Genomic DNA, 15,352 nt, shown 5'->3' with positions numbered 1-15,352 from the left:
CGATGTCCGACACCTGGACGATGCCGTCGGGCTTCCCCGACCTGCCGCCGGGGCAGGTGCAGGTCTGGCGCCTGCGCACCGACCGCGACCCGGCGGCCGGCCTGGCCGTGCTGTCGGCGGAGGAGCGGCAGCGCGCCGACCGGTTCCGCACCGACCTGCTGCGGGCCCGCTACGTCGCCGCCCATGCGGCGCTGCGGCTGCTGCTCGGCCGCGCTCTCGAGGCGCCGGCGGACCGGCTGCGCTTCCGCCAGAGCGCCTGGGGCAAGCCGGAGCTGGCGGAGGGCGACCTGCGCTTCAACCTCTCGCACAGCGGGCCCTGGGCCGTGGTGGCGCTGGCCCGGGGAATCGAGGTCGGGGTCGATGTCGAGACGGTGTCGCATCCGCCGCCGTTGGAGGTCGCCGGCATCGCCTATTCGGCGGCGGAGCGGGCGACGCTCGCCGGCCTGTCCGGCCCGGCGCTGACCGCGGCCTTCTACGCGGTCTGGACCCGCAAGGAGGCGCTGTCCAAGGGCATCGGCCGCGGCTTCTCCTTCGACTTCACCGGCTTCACCGTCAGCGCCGACCCGGCCGAGCGTGTGAGTCGGCCGATGCTGCCGCCGGACCTCGCCGGCGCCGACTGGCACCTGCACGATCTTCCGCCGATCGAGGGCGCTGCGGCGGCGCTCGCCGTCCCGGCCGCCGGCCTCGGCGTCGCCGCGTGGCGCTTCGAGCCGGGGCTGTGGGGGCTGTAGGATAGGGACACAGGCAGGGAAGGTGCTCATGCTGGATCACGTCACCATCCGGGTCGGCGACCTCGATCGATCGAAGGCCTTCTACGACCGGCTGCTGGCGGCGCTCGGCATCGCCCGCCTCTATGCCGATGGCGAGAGCTTCGCCGGCTACGGCGTCGGCCGCCGGGCGTTCTTCTGGATCGGTCAGCAGGACGGCGCCCTCACCGGCACCCATGTCGCCTTCGCGGCGCCGGACCGGGCGGCGGTCGACCGTTTCCACGCGGCGGGGCTGGCCGCGGGCGGCCGCGACAACGGCGCGCCCGGGCTGCGGCCGCACTACCATCCGGACTATTACGGCGCCTTCCTGCTCGACCCCGACGGCCACAATGTCGAGGCGGTGTGCCGAGAGGCGCCTTGACCCGTCAGGTGGCGAGGAAGCCGCCATCCACCGGCACGATGGCGCCGTTCATCATCGCCGAGGCGTCGCCGAGCAGGTACAGGATCACCTCGGCGACCTCCTCCGGCTGGGCGAAGCGGCCGAGCGGGATGCGGCCCAGCATCGGGCCGGACTTGGCCGGGTCGCTCCAGGCCTTCACCGCCATCGGCGTCAGCGTCACCACCGGGTTGACGCTGTTGGTGCGGATGCCGTGCGGCCCCAGCTCCACCGCCATCACCCGGGTGATCTCGTCGAGCGCGCCCTTCGAGGCGCAATAGGCGGTGTGGTCCGGCAGGCCGATCATGGACGACACGCTCGACACGTTGACGATGGCGCCCGTCCGGCCGCGGCGGATCAGGTCGCGCGCCACCATTTGGGCCACGATCATCGGCGCCCGGGCGTTCACCGCCATGATCTGATCGAAATTCTCGGCCGAGGTGTCGAGGAAGGATTCCAGCGTGGTGGTGCCGGCGCAGTTCACCAGCGCGTCGACCGGCAGCGCCTCGATGGCCGCCCGCCGCGTCGCCTCGGCGTCGCCCAGGTCGACGGCGATGGTCTTGCAGCCGGTCTCCTGCTTCAGGCTCGCCAGGTCCTCGGGGCTGCGGGTGGCGGCGATCACCTCGGCGCCGCGCCGGTGCAGCATGACGGTCGTGGCCCGGCCGATGCCCTTGCCGGCGCCGGTCACCAGCACCCGCCGCCCGGCGAAATCCTGCCCGCCCATGCCGCCCTCCCTATGCTCGACTGGCGTCGCCACCTATATCAGGGTCGAGGCGCCGGCGCCTCCCCGGACCGGCCCAGGAGATCGAGCATGCCCGAACCCTATCCCGTGACCCGCAGCGACGCCGAATGGCGCCGGATCCTGACGCCCGAGCAGTACCAGGTGATGCGGCAGCACGGCACCGAGCGGCCCGGAAGCTGCAGCCTGCTCAGCGAGCACCGGCCGGGCGCCTTCTGCTGCGCCGGCTGCGGCAGCAAGCTGTTCGAGTCGAAATGGAAGTTCGAGAGCGGCACCGGCTGGCCCAGCTTCAACGACCCGGTGCCGGAATCGGTCGAAACCACGGTCGACCGCAGCTGGGGCATGACCCGCGTCGAGGCGCATTGCGCCACCTGCGGCAGCCATCTCGGCCATGTCTTCGAGGACGGCCCGCCGCCCAGCGGGCTGCGCTATTGCATCAACGGCGTGGCGCTGGACTTCCAGCCGGAAGAGTCAGCCTGACGGCAGAACAGCCCCGCCGGGGCGGGGCTGTCTCGTCCTGTCGGTCTATCAGCAGCGTCCGACGGCACGGCAGTTCGTCAGGCCGCCGATGGCGGCGCCACCGACACCGCCGATGATCGCGCCGGTGCCGATATTGCCGCCGGTGATCGCGGCCGTGCCGGCGCCGAGTCCTGCGCCGAGCGCGCCGCCCGAAAGGGCCCGGGTGCCGGGGTCGCGGCCGCATGCCGCGAGCGACAGTGCCGCGACGACAATGATCATGGCTGGCTTCAGCATTGCGATCTCCGTGCCTGTTTCCGAAACTCAGACAGGGAAACAATGCGGAGCGCGTGGTCGTTCCCGCTCGCGGTGGCAAAGACAATAGGTGTGGCATGGAAGCCTCACACCCCGATCGCGGCCTTCACCTTGGCGGCGGTCAGCGGCAGGTCGCGCAGCCGCCGGCCGATGGCATCGGCGATGCCGTTGGCCAGGGCCGCGCTGGCCGGGCCCTGGCCGGTCTCGCCGCAGCCCAGGAAGGGCGCGCCCGGCCGGTCGACGATGCGGATTTCGACGCTGTCCGGCACCGCGTCGAAGCGCAGGATCGGATAGGTCGACCAGTCGACCGAGGTGATCCGGCCCCGGTCGAAGCCGACGCTCTCATACAGCGTCCAGCTCATCGATTGCAGCACGGCGCCCTCGATCTGGTTGCGCACCCCGTCGGGATTGACCACCTGGCCGGTGTCGACCGCGGCGACGATGCGCGGCACGCGGACCTCGCCGGTCTCGCGCTCGACCGCGACCTCGACCGCCACGGCGCAATAGGCGGCCAGGTTCTTGTAGCGGGCGAAGCCGAAGCCGCGGCCATGCCCCGGTGCGGCCGGGCGGCCCTGATTCCAGCCGAAGGCCTCGGCGGCGGCGGCGATCACGTCGCGGCCGCGCGGGTCGTCCAGATGCTGCAGCCGGAATTCCACCGGGTCGGCGCCGGCGGCCAGCGCCAGCTCGTCCATGAAGCTCTCGATCGCGAACACGTTCATCTGCGCGCCGAGCGAGCGCAGGGCCGAGATGCGCAGCGGCATGTCCGGCAGGAAATGGTGCACCACCCGGGCGCTGGGCAGGGTGTAGAGCGGGATGGCGTTGCGGTCGCCGCCGCCCTCCGGCTGCGGCAGCGGCCGCGGCGCCGGCACCGGGAAGGGCTTGGCCAGGTGGCGGGCGGCCAGCAGGCTGCCGGCCGGGCCGGGCCGCATCGAATGGGTGTTGCTCCACACCCCGTAATCCCAGTCGGCGATGCGGCCGGTGTCGTCCAGCGTGGCCCGGGCCTGGGCCACCATCGCCGGGCCGTAGGGCTCCCAGGCATGCTCCTGCTCGCGCATCCACTGCACCCGCACCGGGCGGCCGGGCAGGGCGGCGGCCAGCAGGGCGGCATCGGCCGCGGCGTCGTCGGCGCCGTTGTGGCCGTAGCAGCCGGAGCCCTGGACATGGATGCAGCGCACCTGCTCGGGCGGGCGGCCCAGCATCTCGGCGATCGCCTTGCGGTCGGGAAAGACGCCCTGGGTGTGGGTCCACACCGTCAGCAGCCCGTCCGGGTCCTGCTGCGCCACGGCGCAGGACGGGCCGATCGACCCGTGCAGCAGATAGGGCCGGGAATAGCGGGCCTCCAGCGTCCGGCCGGCGGGCGCCGCGGCGTCGCGCCGGTCGAGGATCGGGAAGTCCCTGGCCGGCAGCGCCAGCAGCGCCTCCGGCAGCCGGGTCTGGTCCGGCAGAGTCGTGTCCTCCTGCCACTGCGCCGCGGCCGCCAGCAGCCGCATCGCCTTGACCGCCTGGAACTCCTGCTCCGCCACCACGGCCAGGAAGTTGCCGTCGCGCACCACCTTCACCACCCCGGGCAGGGCCTCGACCGCGCTGCTGTCCAGCGCCGTCAGCCGGGCGCCAGTGCTGGGCGGCCGCACGATCCGGCCGTGCAGCATGCCGGGCAGGCGCAGATCCTGCACATAGGCCTCGCCGCCGGTCACCTTGGCCGGGATGTCGATCCGCGGCAGCGGCCTTCCCATCACCCGGAAGGCGGCGGGGTCGGTCAGCCTCGACTCCGGCTGCGCCTGGACATGCAGCGACAGGCCGGCCGCCAGCGCGCCGTAGGAGCGGCGGTTGCCGTCCGGCGCCAGCACAGTGCCGGCCTCGAGCCGCAGCTGGTCGGCCGGCGCGCCCATCTGCCGCGCCGCCTCGGCCAGCAGGATCTCGCGCACCTGGGCGGCGGCGTGGCGGATGGCGGTGCCGCTGTCCTGCATCGAATGGCTGCCGGCGGTGTAGCCCTCATTGGCGGTCCGCTCGGTGTCGGCGGTGACGATGGTCGGCGCCTCGAAGGCCAGGCCCAGCTCCTCCGCCGCGATCTGCTGCAGGGCGGTGGCGATGCCCTGGCCCAGCTCGGCCTTGCCGGTGAAGACCGTGACCGCGCCCTTGGCATCGACCCGGATCCAGGAATCGAGGAACGGGGCGTCCTCCAGGCTGCCGGGCAGGGCACCGCCCAGTTGCGGCGTCTCGGCCGCCTGCTGGGCCAGGCCGGCGGGGGCGAAGGCGAAGCTGACCACCAGGCCGCCGGCGCCCTGCAGCACGCCGCGGCGGGACAGGCCGGCGCTCACAGCACCGACTCCCGCGGCGCCGTGCCCAGCGGCTCGGCCGAGGCGCTCCGCATCTCCTGCGCGGCGCGGCGGATCGCCCGCAGGATCCGCATATGGGTGCCGCAGCGGCAGAGATGCGGCTGCAGGGCCTGGCGGATCTGGGCGTCCGACGGGGTCAGGGTCTTCCGCAGCAGCGCATGGGCCCTAATCATCATGCCGGGGATGCAGTAGCCGCACTGCGCCGCCTGCTCGGCGATGAAGGCGCGCTGCAGCGGGCCGGGCTCGTCCTCGGTGCCCAGCCCCTCCAGCGTCGTCACCTCCTTGTTCTCCGCCAGCAGCACCGGGACGACGCAGGAGAACGCGACCTCGCCGCCGACCAGCACGGCGCAGGAGCCGCACTGGCCCAGGCCGCAGCCGTATTTGGCGGCGTTGAGCTGCAGCTCGCCGCGCAGCACGTACAGCAGCGGCGTGTCGGGATCGGCGGCGATGCTCTGCCGGCGGCCGTTGACCCTGAGCTCGATCATGACCTCTCCCTAATGGCTGCCCATACTTGAGGATGCCGCCGAAGCCGCGACCTCGCTGTCCCTGGCGGCCTGCACGGCGTCGCCCAGGCCGGTCCAGCCCGGCCGGTCGCTGAAGCGGCCGCGCAGATAGGCCAGCAGCGTCCCGAGCTGGCGGTCCGACAGGGCGGCGGCGAAGGCCGGCATGATCGGGCCGCGGGCGCCGCTCGCCGCCGGGACGCCGTGGCGGATGATGCGGATCAGATTGGCCGGGCTGTCGCCGGTGATGGCGGAGCTGAGCCGGAGGTCAAGCCCGCCGAAGGGCGAGGGCCGGCCGCTCTCATGGCAGGCGGCGCAGGTGCCGGCATAGATCGCGGCGCCGGGGTCCTCGGTCGGGACGGCGGCGGCGATGGTCTGGCTGCCGGCCGATTGCGGCCGGGTGCCGGGACCGCCCGGGTTGGCGGTGGCCGCCGCCAGGGCGTCGCCGCGACGGCGGGCATCCGCGTCCGGCAGCCCCATCACCGAGGCGACATAGGCGGCGATCGCCTGCACATCCGCCTCCGGCACCGCCGCCAGGCTGTCGGCCACCGGCGCCATCGGCCCCTGCGCCGTGCCGTGCTGCCCGTGCCAGCCGTCGCGCAGGTAGTGGAACAGCGACTCCCGGGTCCAGGGCACCGGCGCCGGCGACCCGCTGCCGATCGGCACGGCGTGCCAGCCCTCGGCGTCGCCGCCGGCGAAGCGGCGGTCGGTCTCCTCGGCGCCGAACCGGTTGCGCGGCGTGTGGCAGGCGCCGCAATGGGCCAGCCCCTCGGCCAGATAGGCGCCGCGGTTCCACTGCGAATCATGGGTCGGGTCGGGCGTGTAGGGGCCCGGCTGCAGGAACAGCAGCTTCCAGCCGGCCAGCACGAAGCGCTGGTTCAGCGGGAAGGGCAGGTCGTTGGCCGGCGCCCTTGCCGCGACCGGCTGGCGCGTCATCAGGAAGGCGTAGAGCGCCCGGTTGTCCGCGTCGGTCACCAGGGTGAAGTGGTCGTAGGGGAAGGCCGGGTAGAGGTGCCGGCCCGCGCGGTCGACGCCCTCGCGCATCGCCCGGCCGAACGCCGCCTCCGGCCAGCGGCCGATGCCGGTCTCGGGGTCGGGGGTGATGTTGGTGGTGTAAACGGTGCCGAACGGCGTCGGCAGCTTCAGGCCGCCGGCGAAGGGCTTGCCGCCCGGCGCGGTGTGGCAGGTGCCGCAATTGCCGATCGAGGCCAGCTCGGCGCCCGTCTCGACCAGCGCCGGATCGAAGCTCGCCGCTGCCGGCGGGTCGACCGGGTCGATCACCGGCCGCCAGGCATAGGCGGCAAGCCCCGCCGCGCCGCCGACGATCAGCAGCAGCCCGACTCCCAGCGCGATGCCGCCGGCGCGCAGCAGCCCCATGGAGATCCGTCCCCTGTCCGCCGGCCGGTCCTCTCACGGGCCTTCAGCCGGCACATTCCTGGTTATGCAAGGGTCGGACAAGACGGCCGTCCTGGCCAGGGGCGATTTGTCGCCGCGAACCGGACCGGGGCGGCCGCTCAGTTGGTCTGGGCCGAGACCAGCACCGGGTCGGTGCGGTAGGCGTCCGGGAACAGCCGCTGCAGAGCCTCGACCTTCGGCAGGTCGTTGATCGCGATATAGGGGCTGGTCGGGTGCAGGGTCAGGTAGTCCTGGTGATAGCCCTCGGCCGGATAGAAGGCGTGGCCGGCCTCGATCCTGGTGACGATCTCCGCGTCGAACACCCCGGCCCGGTCCAGCTGCTCGACATAGGCCTTGGCCAGCCGCGCCTGCTCCGCATCCGCCGGGAAGATCGCCGAGCGGTACTGGGTGCCGCTGTCCGGCCCCTGGCGGTTCAGCTGGGTCGGGTCGTGCGCCACCGAGAAGTAGATCTGCAGGATGCGGCCATAGCTGATCCGGCGCGGGTCATAGGTGATCCTCACCGATTCCGCATGGCCGGTGCCGCCGCCGCTGACCGTCTCGTACTGCGCCGTCCGGGCATTGCCGCCGGCATAGCCGGAGACGGCGCTGGTGACGCCCTTGACGTGCTGGAACACGCCCTGCACGCCCCAGAAGCAGCCGCCGGCCAGCACCGCGGTCTCCGTCGTCGCGCCGGGGGCCTCGTCGACCGCCGGCGGCGGCACCAGCCGCGCCTCCTCGGCCGAGGATTGGGTGACCGCCAGCCCGGCGGCGACCGCGAGCAGCGACAGGGCGCCGGCCAGGGCCGGCAGGGAAGGAAAGCGCTTGATCACGATCCGGATCTCCCGTTCGGGCCCGCGAAGGCCCCGACAGCCGGTTCGCCGAAGACGGCCGCCGGGTTACGGGGGGCCGGCGGAACTCATAATTCGGTGACAGTGCACTTAATGAATTCGGTGGTAGTGCGGGGTGGCGCCAACGCTGTCGCCGAACTTAATTCATGCACTGTCATCGAATTCCCGTCGAAACGACGTCTGCTCCTATTGAGATTGAATCAAATAGGAATTGATCACCGCACCGTGGCTTTGTCGATGAATACGGCGGGCGAATTTCCACCTCCAATGACGATAGAATCGCCTTTCGGCGGCTTCAATGGATAATGCACCGATATCGTGGTGCCCTCTTCCTCCAAATCTCGTGAAAATCGATTTAGATCGATGAATGGATATTTCTGTCTCACATGATTGTCGGCAATGATGACAAAGGTTCTGTAATCGCTAAACTCAAGCCCCTGCGCGGAGGAGGCGATCCAAACGACCAACGCCGCCGCAATGAGCGCCCATTTCCTTGCAAGCATGGTGTCTCCACACAGCAACGCCGATCAGGTCGACGCTACACCACGGCAAGCATCCCACTCCAGGCGCATTCCACGAGCCTCATCAACCCGCCCTCGCGGATCAGCCAGCGATACCCCTCATCGGACCCACTTCATCGATGTGTCGTAACCGCCCCGCCGCTGCCCCTCGACGGCATAGCGCAGGGCATCGATGGCGTGGTTCTCGCGGTCCTCCACCTCGGCCAGGATCACGCCGGTCTTCGGGTGGGTGCGATAGCTGTACAGCGCCAGCTCGTCGATCAGGTGCCGGCAGCGCGGATGCACCACGATGTCGTGCGCCTTCAGGAACTCGATCCCGTCCTGCACCGACCCCGCCCCCTTGGTCGATCCCTTGATGCTGCCGAAGCCGTTGCGCTGCATGTAGCTGATGGTCTCCGGCCGGGCGCTGTCGGCGATGATCTGGCCCCGCCGCGACCCCGGCACGGTGTCGAACAGCGCCGGCGTCCGGTCGATCTCGCAGCCCACCTGATAGGCCTCGTGGTCGACGAACAGCGTCCGGCCGGCCACGAAGCAGCGCACCAGCACCGTCGGATCGCGGGCGAAGCCCCAGTCGGCGCCGAACAGGAAGCTGGCATCGGCCGGGGTCTCGAACGCCTCCACCTTCCAGTTCTCGAACACCCGGGCCTCGCTGAAGGTGCGATAGCCGCCGAGCCAGACATGCTGGTGCTTGTCCGGGTCGCGCGCCCGGTCCCACTCCATCTCCGCCTGCAGCACCTCCGGGAAATGCGGGTTGTCGGAATATTTCACCGGCACCAGCACCGACCCGGGCGGCGGCGTCCCGTCGCGGAACAGCGCGTCGACCGGGTCGTCCGACCGGGTCGGGTTCCACGAGAACCACAGCTCCGATCCCGGCTTGCGGAGGGTCGGCCGCAGCAGGTCCAGGCTGCGGATCGACAGCGCCTGCGCCTCCTCGACCCAGGCGATGTCGTAGCCCTCCAGCGACTTGATCGACTCCGCCGTGTGGTTCTGCATGCCCTGGAAGATGATCCGGCCGCCGCCGGGTGTCAGGATGCGGTCGGCCTGCACCCGGAACGCCGCGCCCACGCCCAGCGCCTGGATCTTGTCCTCGATCAGCCGCTTGACCGACTGGTCGAGCGAGCGCTGCACCTCGCGGATGCACACCGCCCGCACCGGCGCCGCCTCGATGCAGCGCCGCACCAGCAACTCGGCGAAGGCATGCGACTTGCCCGACCCGCGGCCGCCATAGGCAGCCTTGTAGCGCGACGGCTCCAGCAGGGGCTCGAACACGGGCGCCAGGTCGATCGGGGGCAGGATGACCGGCGCGTCCTCCGGCGACTCGTCCTGGAAGTCCCGATACGCCCGCTCCAGCCGCAGCCGGTCGGCGCGGCCGGTGATGGCGCCGGAAAGCAGGCGCGCCTCGGCCGCGTCGGCCAGCCGGCGCATCGGCTCCGGCGGGGGCTCTCCCCGTCGTCGACGCCCGGCCACCGCCTCGAAGCACAGGATCAGGGCCTTGGCCCGATTCGGCATGTCACGGCCCAGCGTCCCGGCGTCGGCGTGACCCGTGAAATGCCTGGCGACGTCGACCCAGCCCAGCTTGGTTCCCATCACATCCATCCGCATTCCGCCCTCGCACGAAAAAGCCCGCCGCGGCGGGACCGGGCGGGCGCAACTCTTCGACTCTGCCTGAATTATGCCGAGTGACGTGCCATCGCGTCAAGAACGAATAGCGAACATGAGGCGTGGCGGCCCAATCCCGTCTGCGTCTTTTTGAGGAGATGCCCCCGCGTGAGCAGCCGGTCGGGAAGCGCGGCCGCGCCCGTCCTCCGGTCTGCTTTCGGCTCGTTGCGGACGATCGCTGGCCTCGCTAGCTCCACGAAGCGGATGTTGCCAGGATTCCATCTCTCCCCGAGACGGGACTTGGCGCACCGGGGGCAGGCGATCATCGATCCCTTTTAGATGATGCGCGTGCGAGGAACAGGGGAAGGCTGCCTCAAGCCGACTCTTGGCCCGATCCGTACGGGCGTGGCCGCATGCTTGCTAGGATCCTTATTTGCGCCGCTGCCCATACCACTCGATTCGCCGACGCGCGAAGTAACGCACAACCAGCCCTACCAGGACCCCGCCCAGACCAGCCGCGAGAAATATACCGCCGTCACCACGGCCGCTCAATAATAGCAGAATCCCGTACAAACAAAAAATCAGTCCAAAAATGATCATGACGTATGCACAATAATATATCACCTTGAGTATTACAAATCTATAGCTGTGACGATACGACCAATTATCACTCTTTTTGATCGGAAGACGATATAGGCGGATCCGAATAACAATCCGTTGACCGCAATATTTTGCCACATGAGGATCATCCAAAATTTGAACCGATGGACGACCGGAATATGCCTCGGAAGCTTTCGCCCCCACAAAGCCTATCCGCAGCCCGTAGCGGCGTGGCGGTCCAGCCTGCCGCCGCCCGGGTCGGAATCGGGCGGGGTCAGTTAACACATTGTTTGCTTGTATTAATCTGCGATAATGTTCATGCTACGTTCTATGGACAAGGCGCAGACCGATTCGATTTCGGAGGCCCCGGCCGCTTCCCGTGAGGAGCGGGCGGCGCAGGATCTGCGCATGCTCGCCCGCGCGGCCGAGATCCAGATGGAGATCATGGAGGCGACCCGCACCGAGGCGGTCGAGGCGCCGCAGCCCGGCGTCGACTATTGCACCCGGATCGCCGTCGTCGCCCGGTCGTTGCGGCTGACCCTGCTGCTGAAGGAGAAGTTCGCCGGGCAGCGCGACGAGCGGCGCAAGGTCGCGGCGAAGCGCGAGGCGGCGCAGGAGGACTGGCACGCGCTGCGGGTGAAGCTGGCGATGCTGGCGGCGGCCTACGACGTGTCCGGGGACCAGGAGGAGGTCGACCGCCGCGCCACCGAAGTGTGCGAGCGGGTGGAGCGGCCGGAGGTGGCGGAGCTGGTCGAGGCCAGCCGGGCCGAGGTCGCGGTGGCGGCCTTGTGCCGGCGCTGGGGCTATCCGCCGAATGTGGAGCGCTGGCTCGAGATGGCCGACGAGGCCATGCAGGAGCTGGGCTTCCTGCCGTCGGAGGAGGACGACCCGCCCGAGGATGCGCCGAAGCCCCGCTCGGCGGCTCCCGCCCGCCGCAAGCCGCCGGACACGGGGTAAGGGCGCGGTTCGTCGGTGAGGTGCCCTGGATTCTAAGAGAACCGAGTGTTTTGCCTCTCCCGTTTACGGGAGAGGTCGGAGGCGCTTGCGCCTCCGGGTGAGGGGGTTTTGTCGAGGCCAGGGCCCGCCCTCACCCGGTCTCGCTGCGCGAGCCCGACCTCTCCCGCCAGGCGGGAGAGGCAACGCAGAAGCCTTCTCGGACCGGGGAACCTCTCCCGACCACGTCTCTCTCCAAAAAAACCGCCGGCTCACACGTCCAGGTTCGTCACCTTCAGCGCGTTCTCCTGGATGAAGTCGCGGCGCGGCTCGACCACGTCGCCCATCAGGGTCGAGAACACCTCCTCGGCGTCGTCGGCGTGCTTGACCTCGACCCGCAGCAGCACCCGGGCGTTCGGGTCCAGCGTGGTCTCCCACAGCTGGTCCGGGTTCATCTCGCCCAGGCCCTTGTAGCGCTGCACCGCCAGGCCCTTGCGGCCCTGCTCCAGCACCCGGTCGATCAGGTCGATCGGGCCGGTGATCGGCCATTCCTGGGCGGCGCCCTTCGGGTTCATCCAGGTCAGCACGCCCGGCCGGCGGTACAGCGCCTGCAACTCCCCGGCCAGGCGGTCGAGCTTGTGCGCCTCGATCGAGCGGATGATGTCGGAATCGATCACCCGGCCCTCGGTCACCCCGCGCAGGGTCCGCCGGAACACCAGCCCGCCGGGCTGGTTGCCCTGCGGCGGCAGCTGCGACCCCTGCCAGCCGCGCTCGAACTCCGGCTCCAGCGCATCCAGGCGATGCGAGACATAGGTCGCCGTCTCCGCGGCCAGCGTCGGGTCGTTGACGATGCGCGACGTCAGTGCGCCGGCGATCGCCACCTGCTCGACCACCATGCGGCTGCCGACCTTGCGGATCAGCGGGGTCAGCTGGTGCTTCACCTCCAGCGCCTGCACGATCCGGGCGCGCAGGTCGAGGCCGGCGACCTGGGCACCGTCGAACGGGGTGAACACCAGGTCGCGCATGCCGCTGTCGATCAGATACCCCTCGAGCGCGGGATCGTCCTTCAGATACACCGCCTCCTTGCCGCGGGCGGCGCGGTACAGCGGCGGCTGGGCGATGTAGAGGTAGCCGCGCTCGATCAGCTGCGGCATCTGCCGGTAGAAGAAGGTCAGCAGCAGGGTGCGGATATGGCTGCCGTCGACATCGGCGTCGGTCATGATGATGATGCGGTGGTAGCGCGCCTTGTTGACGTCGAACTCCTCGCGGATGCTGGTGCCCAACGCCGTGATCAGCGTGCCGATCTCGGCCGAGCCCAGCATCTTGTCGACCCGCGCCCGCTCCACATTCAGGATCTTGCCGCGCAGCGGCAGGATGGCCTGGAACTTGCGATCGCGGCCCTGCTTGGCCGAGCCGCCGGCGCTGTCGCCCTCGACCAGGAACAGCTCCGATTCCGCCGGGTCGCGGTTCTGGCAGTCGGCCAGCTTGCCGGGCAGGGAGGCGAAGTCGAGCGCGCCCTTGCGCCGGGTCAGGTCGCGGGCCTTGCGCGCCGCCTCGCGCGCCGTGGCGGCCTCGACCGCCTTCTGGATCACCCGCTTGGCGTCGTTCGGATGCTCCTCGAACCAGGTCGCCAGCATCTCGTTGACCACCGCCTCGACCGCCGGCCGGACCTCGGACGAGACCAGCTTGTCCTTGGTCTGGCTGGAGAATTTGGGATCGGGCACCTTCACCGACAGGACGCAGCTCAGCCCTTCGCGGGCGTCCTCGCCGGTCAGCGCCACCTTCTCCTTCTTCAGGATGCCGCTTTCGGTGGCGTAGGCGTTCACCTGGCGCGTCAGCGCGCCGCGGAACCCGGCCAGATGGGCGCCGCCGTCACGCTGCGGGATGTTGTTGGTGAAGCACAGCATGGTCTCGTGGTAGCTGTCGTTCCACTGCATCGCCACCTCGACGGTCATGCCGTCGCGCTCGGCGGTCACCGTGATCGGCTCGCCATGCAGCGGCTGCTTGGCCTTGTCGAGATAGGCGACGAAGGCCTTCAGCCCGCCCTCGTAATGCAGCTCGACCACCCGCGGCTCCGGCCCCCGGGCGTCGGTCAGGGTCAGCTTGACGCCGGAGTTCAGGAAGGCCAGCTCGCGCAGCCGGTGCTCCAGCGTGCCGAAGTCGAACTCGGTCTTGGTGAAGGTCTTGGTCGAGGGCAGGAAGGTGATGTGGGTGCCGCGGTTCTCGCCCTGCGGCCCGACCGCGGCCAGCGGCGCCTCGGCGTCGCCGTCATGGAACCGGACGAACCATTCGTGGCCGTCACGGTAGATCGTCAGGTCCAGCGTGTCCGACAGGGCGTTGACGACCGAGATGCCGACGCCGTGCAGGCCGCCCGAGACCTTGTAGGAGTTCTGGTTGAACTTGCCGCCGGCATGCAGCTGGGTCATCACCACCTCGGCGGCGCTGATGCCCTCTTCCTCATGGATCGCCACCGGGATGCCGCGGCCGTTGTCGGTCACGGTGACCGAACCCTCGGCGTTCAGCGTCACCGTGATGGTGTCGCAATACCCGGCCAGCGACTCGTCGATGGCGTTGTCGACGGCCTCGTACACCATGTGGTGCAGGCCCGACCCGTCATCGGTGTCGCCGATATACATGCCCGGCCGCTTGCGCACCGCTTCCAGGCCACGCAGCACGGTGATGGAGCTGGCATCGTAGCCGCCGCCGTCGTTCGCGATCTCAGAATCCGACATACTTCTCATCCATTTCAAACGGCTTCCCGGACCGTCACCCGCGCGTCGTCGACGCCGAAGTGACGGGCCCGGTCCCCGAGCGGCGCGAACAGCGCCGGGTCGGTGCCGGTCATCCAAGCCTGGGCGCCGAGCGCCAGGATCTCCTCGTACAACGCTGCCCGACGGGCTTCGTCGAGATGCGCCGCCACCTCGTCGAGGAGGAGCAGGGGCGGGGCGCCGCGTTCCCCGGCGAGCAGGCGGGCATTGGCAAGAACGATGCCGATCAGGAGCGCCTTCTGCTCGCCGGTCGAGCACTGCGCCGCCGGCATCGCCTTGGCCCGGTGGTGGACGGACAGGTCGCTGCGGTGCGGACCTTCCGTCGCGGCCCCGGCCGCGGCGTCGATGCGGCGATTATCGCACAAAAGGTTACGAAAAGCCTCTTCTGCGTCGACCGCCGGCCGATCCTCAAGCCACGCCTCGATCCGGCCGTCCACGGCCAGTTCGGCGCGGGGAAAGGGGCCTTCCACCATCAGCGACTCGGCGCCGCGCAGCCGCGCCACCAGCTCGCGCCGGGCGGCGGCGGCGGCGGTGCCGGCGGTCGCCATCGTGTCCTCCAGCGCCGCCAGCCAGGCCGGGTCGGCGCGGGGTTCCTTCAGCAGCCGGTTGCGCTCGCGCATCGCCCGCTCATAGGCGCCGAGCTGCCCGGCATGGTCGGGGTGGAAGCCGAACACCAGCCGGTCCAGGAAGCGGCGGCGCTGGCTCGCGGCGTCGCCGAACAGCCGGTCCATCTGCGGCGTCAGCCAGACCATCGGCGCCCGGGCGCCGAACGCCGCCTGGCTCGGCGCCGGCCGGCCGTCGATCTGCACGGCGCGGCGGCCCTCGCCGGGCTCCAGCTGGGTGCCCAGGGCGATCTCGCCGGTCGGGGTCAGCAGCCTGGCCGCCACCGCCCAGCCGGCGGTCCCGGTGGCCTGGCGGCGCGTCACCTCCGTCAACGGCGCCCGGCGCAGGCCGCGGCCCGGCGACAGGAAGGACACCGCCTCCAGCAGGTTGGTCTTGCCGGCGCCGTTCGGCCCGGTCAGCACCACCGGGCGCGGGTCCAGCTCGATCCGCAGCTGGCCGTAGCAGCGGAACTCGGTCAGCGTCAGGCGCGTCACCGCGATCCGGGCGGGACGCCCGGATGAGGCGGCTTCCGCCTGCTCCGGCATGGGGTCCTGGGACATGTGGCTCAAGGCATCCGAAGCGGATGCTTCGCCCCA

Annotated in this window: 14 protein-coding genes; 4 read left to right on the top strand and 10 right to left on the bottom strand. The window is 70.4% G+C overall.

The annotated features are described in order from the left end of the window. Nucleotides 1-2: 2 nt before the first annotated feature. Nucleotides 3-731: a 4'-phosphopantetheinyl transferase family protein gene (locus ACTOWL_RS05130; RefSeq protein ID WP_441320118.1), complete on the top strand. Its 729-nt coding sequence runs from the start codon at nucleotides 3-5 to the stop codon at nucleotides 729-731. 28 nt (nucleotides 732-759) lie between these two features. Then, entirely contained in the window at nucleotides 760-1,128 is a 369-nt protein-coding gene (locus tag ACTOWL_RS05125) for a VOC family protein (protein ID WP_441320117.1), read from the top strand. Between the two features lie 4 nt (nucleotides 1,129-1,132). Here the strand turns inward: ACTOWL_RS05125 and ACTOWL_RS05120 are convergent, their stop codons facing one another. After that, on the bottom strand, nucleotides 1,133-1,867 hold the full coding sequence (locus ACTOWL_RS05120) for an SDR family oxidoreductase (RefSeq protein ID WP_441320116.1): 735 nt from the start codon (nucleotides 1,865-1,867) through the stop codon (nucleotides 1,133-1,135). Nucleotides 1,868-1,954: 87 nt separating this feature from the next. Here ACTOWL_RS05120 and msrB point away from each other — a divergent pair, with 87 nt between their 5' ends. Then, nucleotides 1,955-2,362 carry a peptide-methionine (R)-S-oxide reductase MsrB gene (gene msrB, locus ACTOWL_RS05115; RefSeq protein WP_441320115.1) on the top strand — a complete coding sequence of 136 codons (408 nt, stop codon included), beginning with the start codon at nucleotides 1,955-1,957 and terminating at the stop codon, nucleotides 2,360-2,362. Nucleotides 2,363-2,410: 48 nt separating this feature from the next. On the opposite strand, the gene ACTOWL_RS05110 is transcribed toward msrB, so the two are convergent. From ACTOWL_RS05110 to ACTOWL_RS05080, 7 genes are all read right to left on the bottom strand, one after another. Continuing rightward, complete coding sequence (locus ACTOWL_RS05110) at nucleotides 2,411-2,635, bottom strand: hypothetical protein (RefSeq protein ID WP_441320114.1); 225 nt, start codon at nucleotides 2,633-2,635, stop codon at nucleotides 2,411-2,413. 104 nt (nucleotides 2,636-2,739) lie between these two features. After that, entirely contained in the window at nucleotides 2,740-4,971 is a 2,232-nt protein-coding gene (locus ACTOWL_RS05105; RefSeq protein WP_441320113.1) for a molybdopterin cofactor-binding domain-containing protein, read from the bottom strand. Next, nucleotides 4,968-5,474 (bottom strand): (2Fe-2S)-binding protein, encoded by a 507-nt coding sequence (locus ACTOWL_RS05100; RefSeq protein WP_441320112.1) that lies wholly within the window; start codon nucleotides 5,472-5,474, stop codon nucleotides 4,968-4,970. The genes ACTOWL_RS05105 and ACTOWL_RS05100 overlap by 4 nt, the downstream gene beginning before the upstream one ends. A gap of 9 nt (nucleotides 5,475-5,483) precedes the next feature. Beyond that, the gene (locus tag ACTOWL_RS05095) at nucleotides 5,484-6,866 is read right to left on the bottom strand and encodes a c-type cytochrome (protein ID WP_441320111.1); all 1,383 of its coding nucleotides are present in this window, start codon (nucleotides 6,864-6,866) and stop codon (nucleotides 5,484-5,486) included. A 137-nt stretch (nucleotides 6,867-7,003) separates the two neighbouring features. Continuing rightward, nucleotides 7,004-7,714 (bottom strand): peptide-methionine (S)-S-oxide reductase MsrA, encoded by a 711-nt coding sequence (gene msrA / locus ACTOWL_RS05090; RefSeq protein ID WP_441320110.1) that lies wholly within the window; start codon nucleotides 7,712-7,714, stop codon nucleotides 7,004-7,006. Nucleotides 7,715-7,947: 233 nt separating this feature from the next. Next, complete coding sequence (locus ACTOWL_RS05085; RefSeq protein WP_441320109.1) at nucleotides 7,948-8,235, bottom strand: hypothetical protein; 288 nt, start codon at nucleotides 8,233-8,235, stop codon at nucleotides 7,948-7,950. A 117-nt stretch (nucleotides 8,236-8,352) separates the two neighbouring features. Beyond that, entirely contained in the window at nucleotides 8,353-9,840 is a 1,488-nt protein-coding gene (locus tag ACTOWL_RS05080) for a PBSX family phage terminase large subunit (RefSeq protein ID WP_441320108.1), read from the bottom strand. A 930-nt stretch (nucleotides 9,841-10,770) separates the two neighbouring features. On the opposite strand from ACTOWL_RS05080, the gene ACTOWL_RS05075 reads away from it, so the two are divergent. Next, nucleotides 10,771-11,409, top strand: a complete 639-nt coding sequence (locus tag ACTOWL_RS05075) for a hypothetical protein (RefSeq protein WP_441320107.1) — start codon at nucleotides 10,771-10,773, stop codon at nucleotides 11,407-11,409. Between the two features lie 248 nt (nucleotides 11,410-11,657). Here ACTOWL_RS05075 and gyrB read toward each other — a convergent pair whose 3' ends face one another. Together gyrB and recF are read right to left on the bottom strand one after the other, a co-directional pair. Beyond that, nucleotides 11,658-14,117, bottom strand: a complete 2,460-nt coding sequence (gene gyrB / locus ACTOWL_RS05070; RefSeq protein WP_441320106.1) for a DNA topoisomerase (ATP-hydrolyzing) subunit B — start codon at nucleotides 14,115-14,117, stop codon at nucleotides 11,658-11,660. A 14-nt stretch (nucleotides 14,118-14,131) separates the two neighbouring features. Next, nucleotides 14,132-15,316 (bottom strand): DNA replication/repair protein RecF, encoded by a 1,185-nt coding sequence (gene recF / locus ACTOWL_RS05065; RefSeq protein ID WP_441320105.1) that lies wholly within the window; start codon nucleotides 15,314-15,316, stop codon nucleotides 14,132-14,134. Nucleotides 15,317-15,352 lie beyond the last annotated feature (36 nt).

It is taken from the genome of Inquilinus sp. CA228 (genome assembly GCF_052078665.1).
In the GTDB taxonomy this organism is placed as follows: domain Bacteria; phylum Pseudomonadota; class Alphaproteobacteria; order DSM-16000; family Inquilinaceae; genus Inquilinus.
The sequence above is the reverse complement of the archived record's forward strand: the minus strand, read 5'-3'. Positions and strand labels throughout refer to the sequence as shown.

Bases quoted from the DNA above. Each gene is read 5' to 3' on its own strand.
- ACTOWL_RS05130 (WP_441320118.1), top strand. From the start codon at position 3: ATGTCCGACACCTGGACGATGCCGTCGGGCTTCCCCGACCTGCCGCCG.
- ACTOWL_RS05125 (WP_441320117.1), top strand. From the start codon at position 760: ATGCTGGATCACGTCACCATCCGGGTCGGCGACCTCGATCGATCGAAG.
- ACTOWL_RS05120 (WP_441320116.1), bottom strand. From the start codon at position 1,867: ATGGGCGGGCAGGATTTCGCCGGGCGGCGGGTGCTGGTGACCGGCGCC.
- msrB (WP_441320115.1), top strand. From the start codon at position 1,955: ATGCCCGAACCCTATCCCGTGACCCGCAGCGACGCCGAATGGCGCCGG.
- ACTOWL_RS05110 (WP_441320114.1), bottom strand. From the start codon at position 2,635: ATGCTGAAGCCAGCCATGATCATTGTCGTCGCGGCACTGTCGCTCGCG.
- ACTOWL_RS05100 (WP_441320112.1), bottom strand. From the start codon at position 5,474: ATGATCGAGCTCAGGGTCAACGGCCGCCGGCAGAGCATCGCCGCCGAT.
- ACTOWL_RS05095 (WP_441320111.1), bottom strand. From the start codon at position 6,866: ATGGGGCTGCTGCGCGCCGGCGGCATCGCGCTGGGAGTCGGGCTGCTG.
- ACTOWL_RS05085 (WP_441320109.1), bottom strand. From the start codon at position 8,235: ATGCTTGCAAGGAAATGGGCGCTCATTGCGGCGGCGTTGGTCGTTTGG.
- ACTOWL_RS05080 (WP_441320108.1), bottom strand. From the start codon at position 9,840: ATGGGAACCAAGCTGGGCTGGGTCGACGTCGCCAGGCATTTCACGGGT.
- ACTOWL_RS05075 (WP_441320107.1), top strand. From the start codon at position 10,771: ATGCTACGTTCTATGGACAAGGCGCAGACCGATTCGATTTCGGAGGCC.
- gyrB (WP_441320106.1), bottom strand. From the start codon at position 14,117: ATGTCGGATTCTGAGATCGCGAACGACGGCGGCGGCTACGATGCCAGC.
- recF (WP_441320105.1), bottom strand. From the start codon at position 15,316: ATGTCCCAGGACCCCATGCCGGAGCAGGCGGAAGCCGCCTCATCCGGG.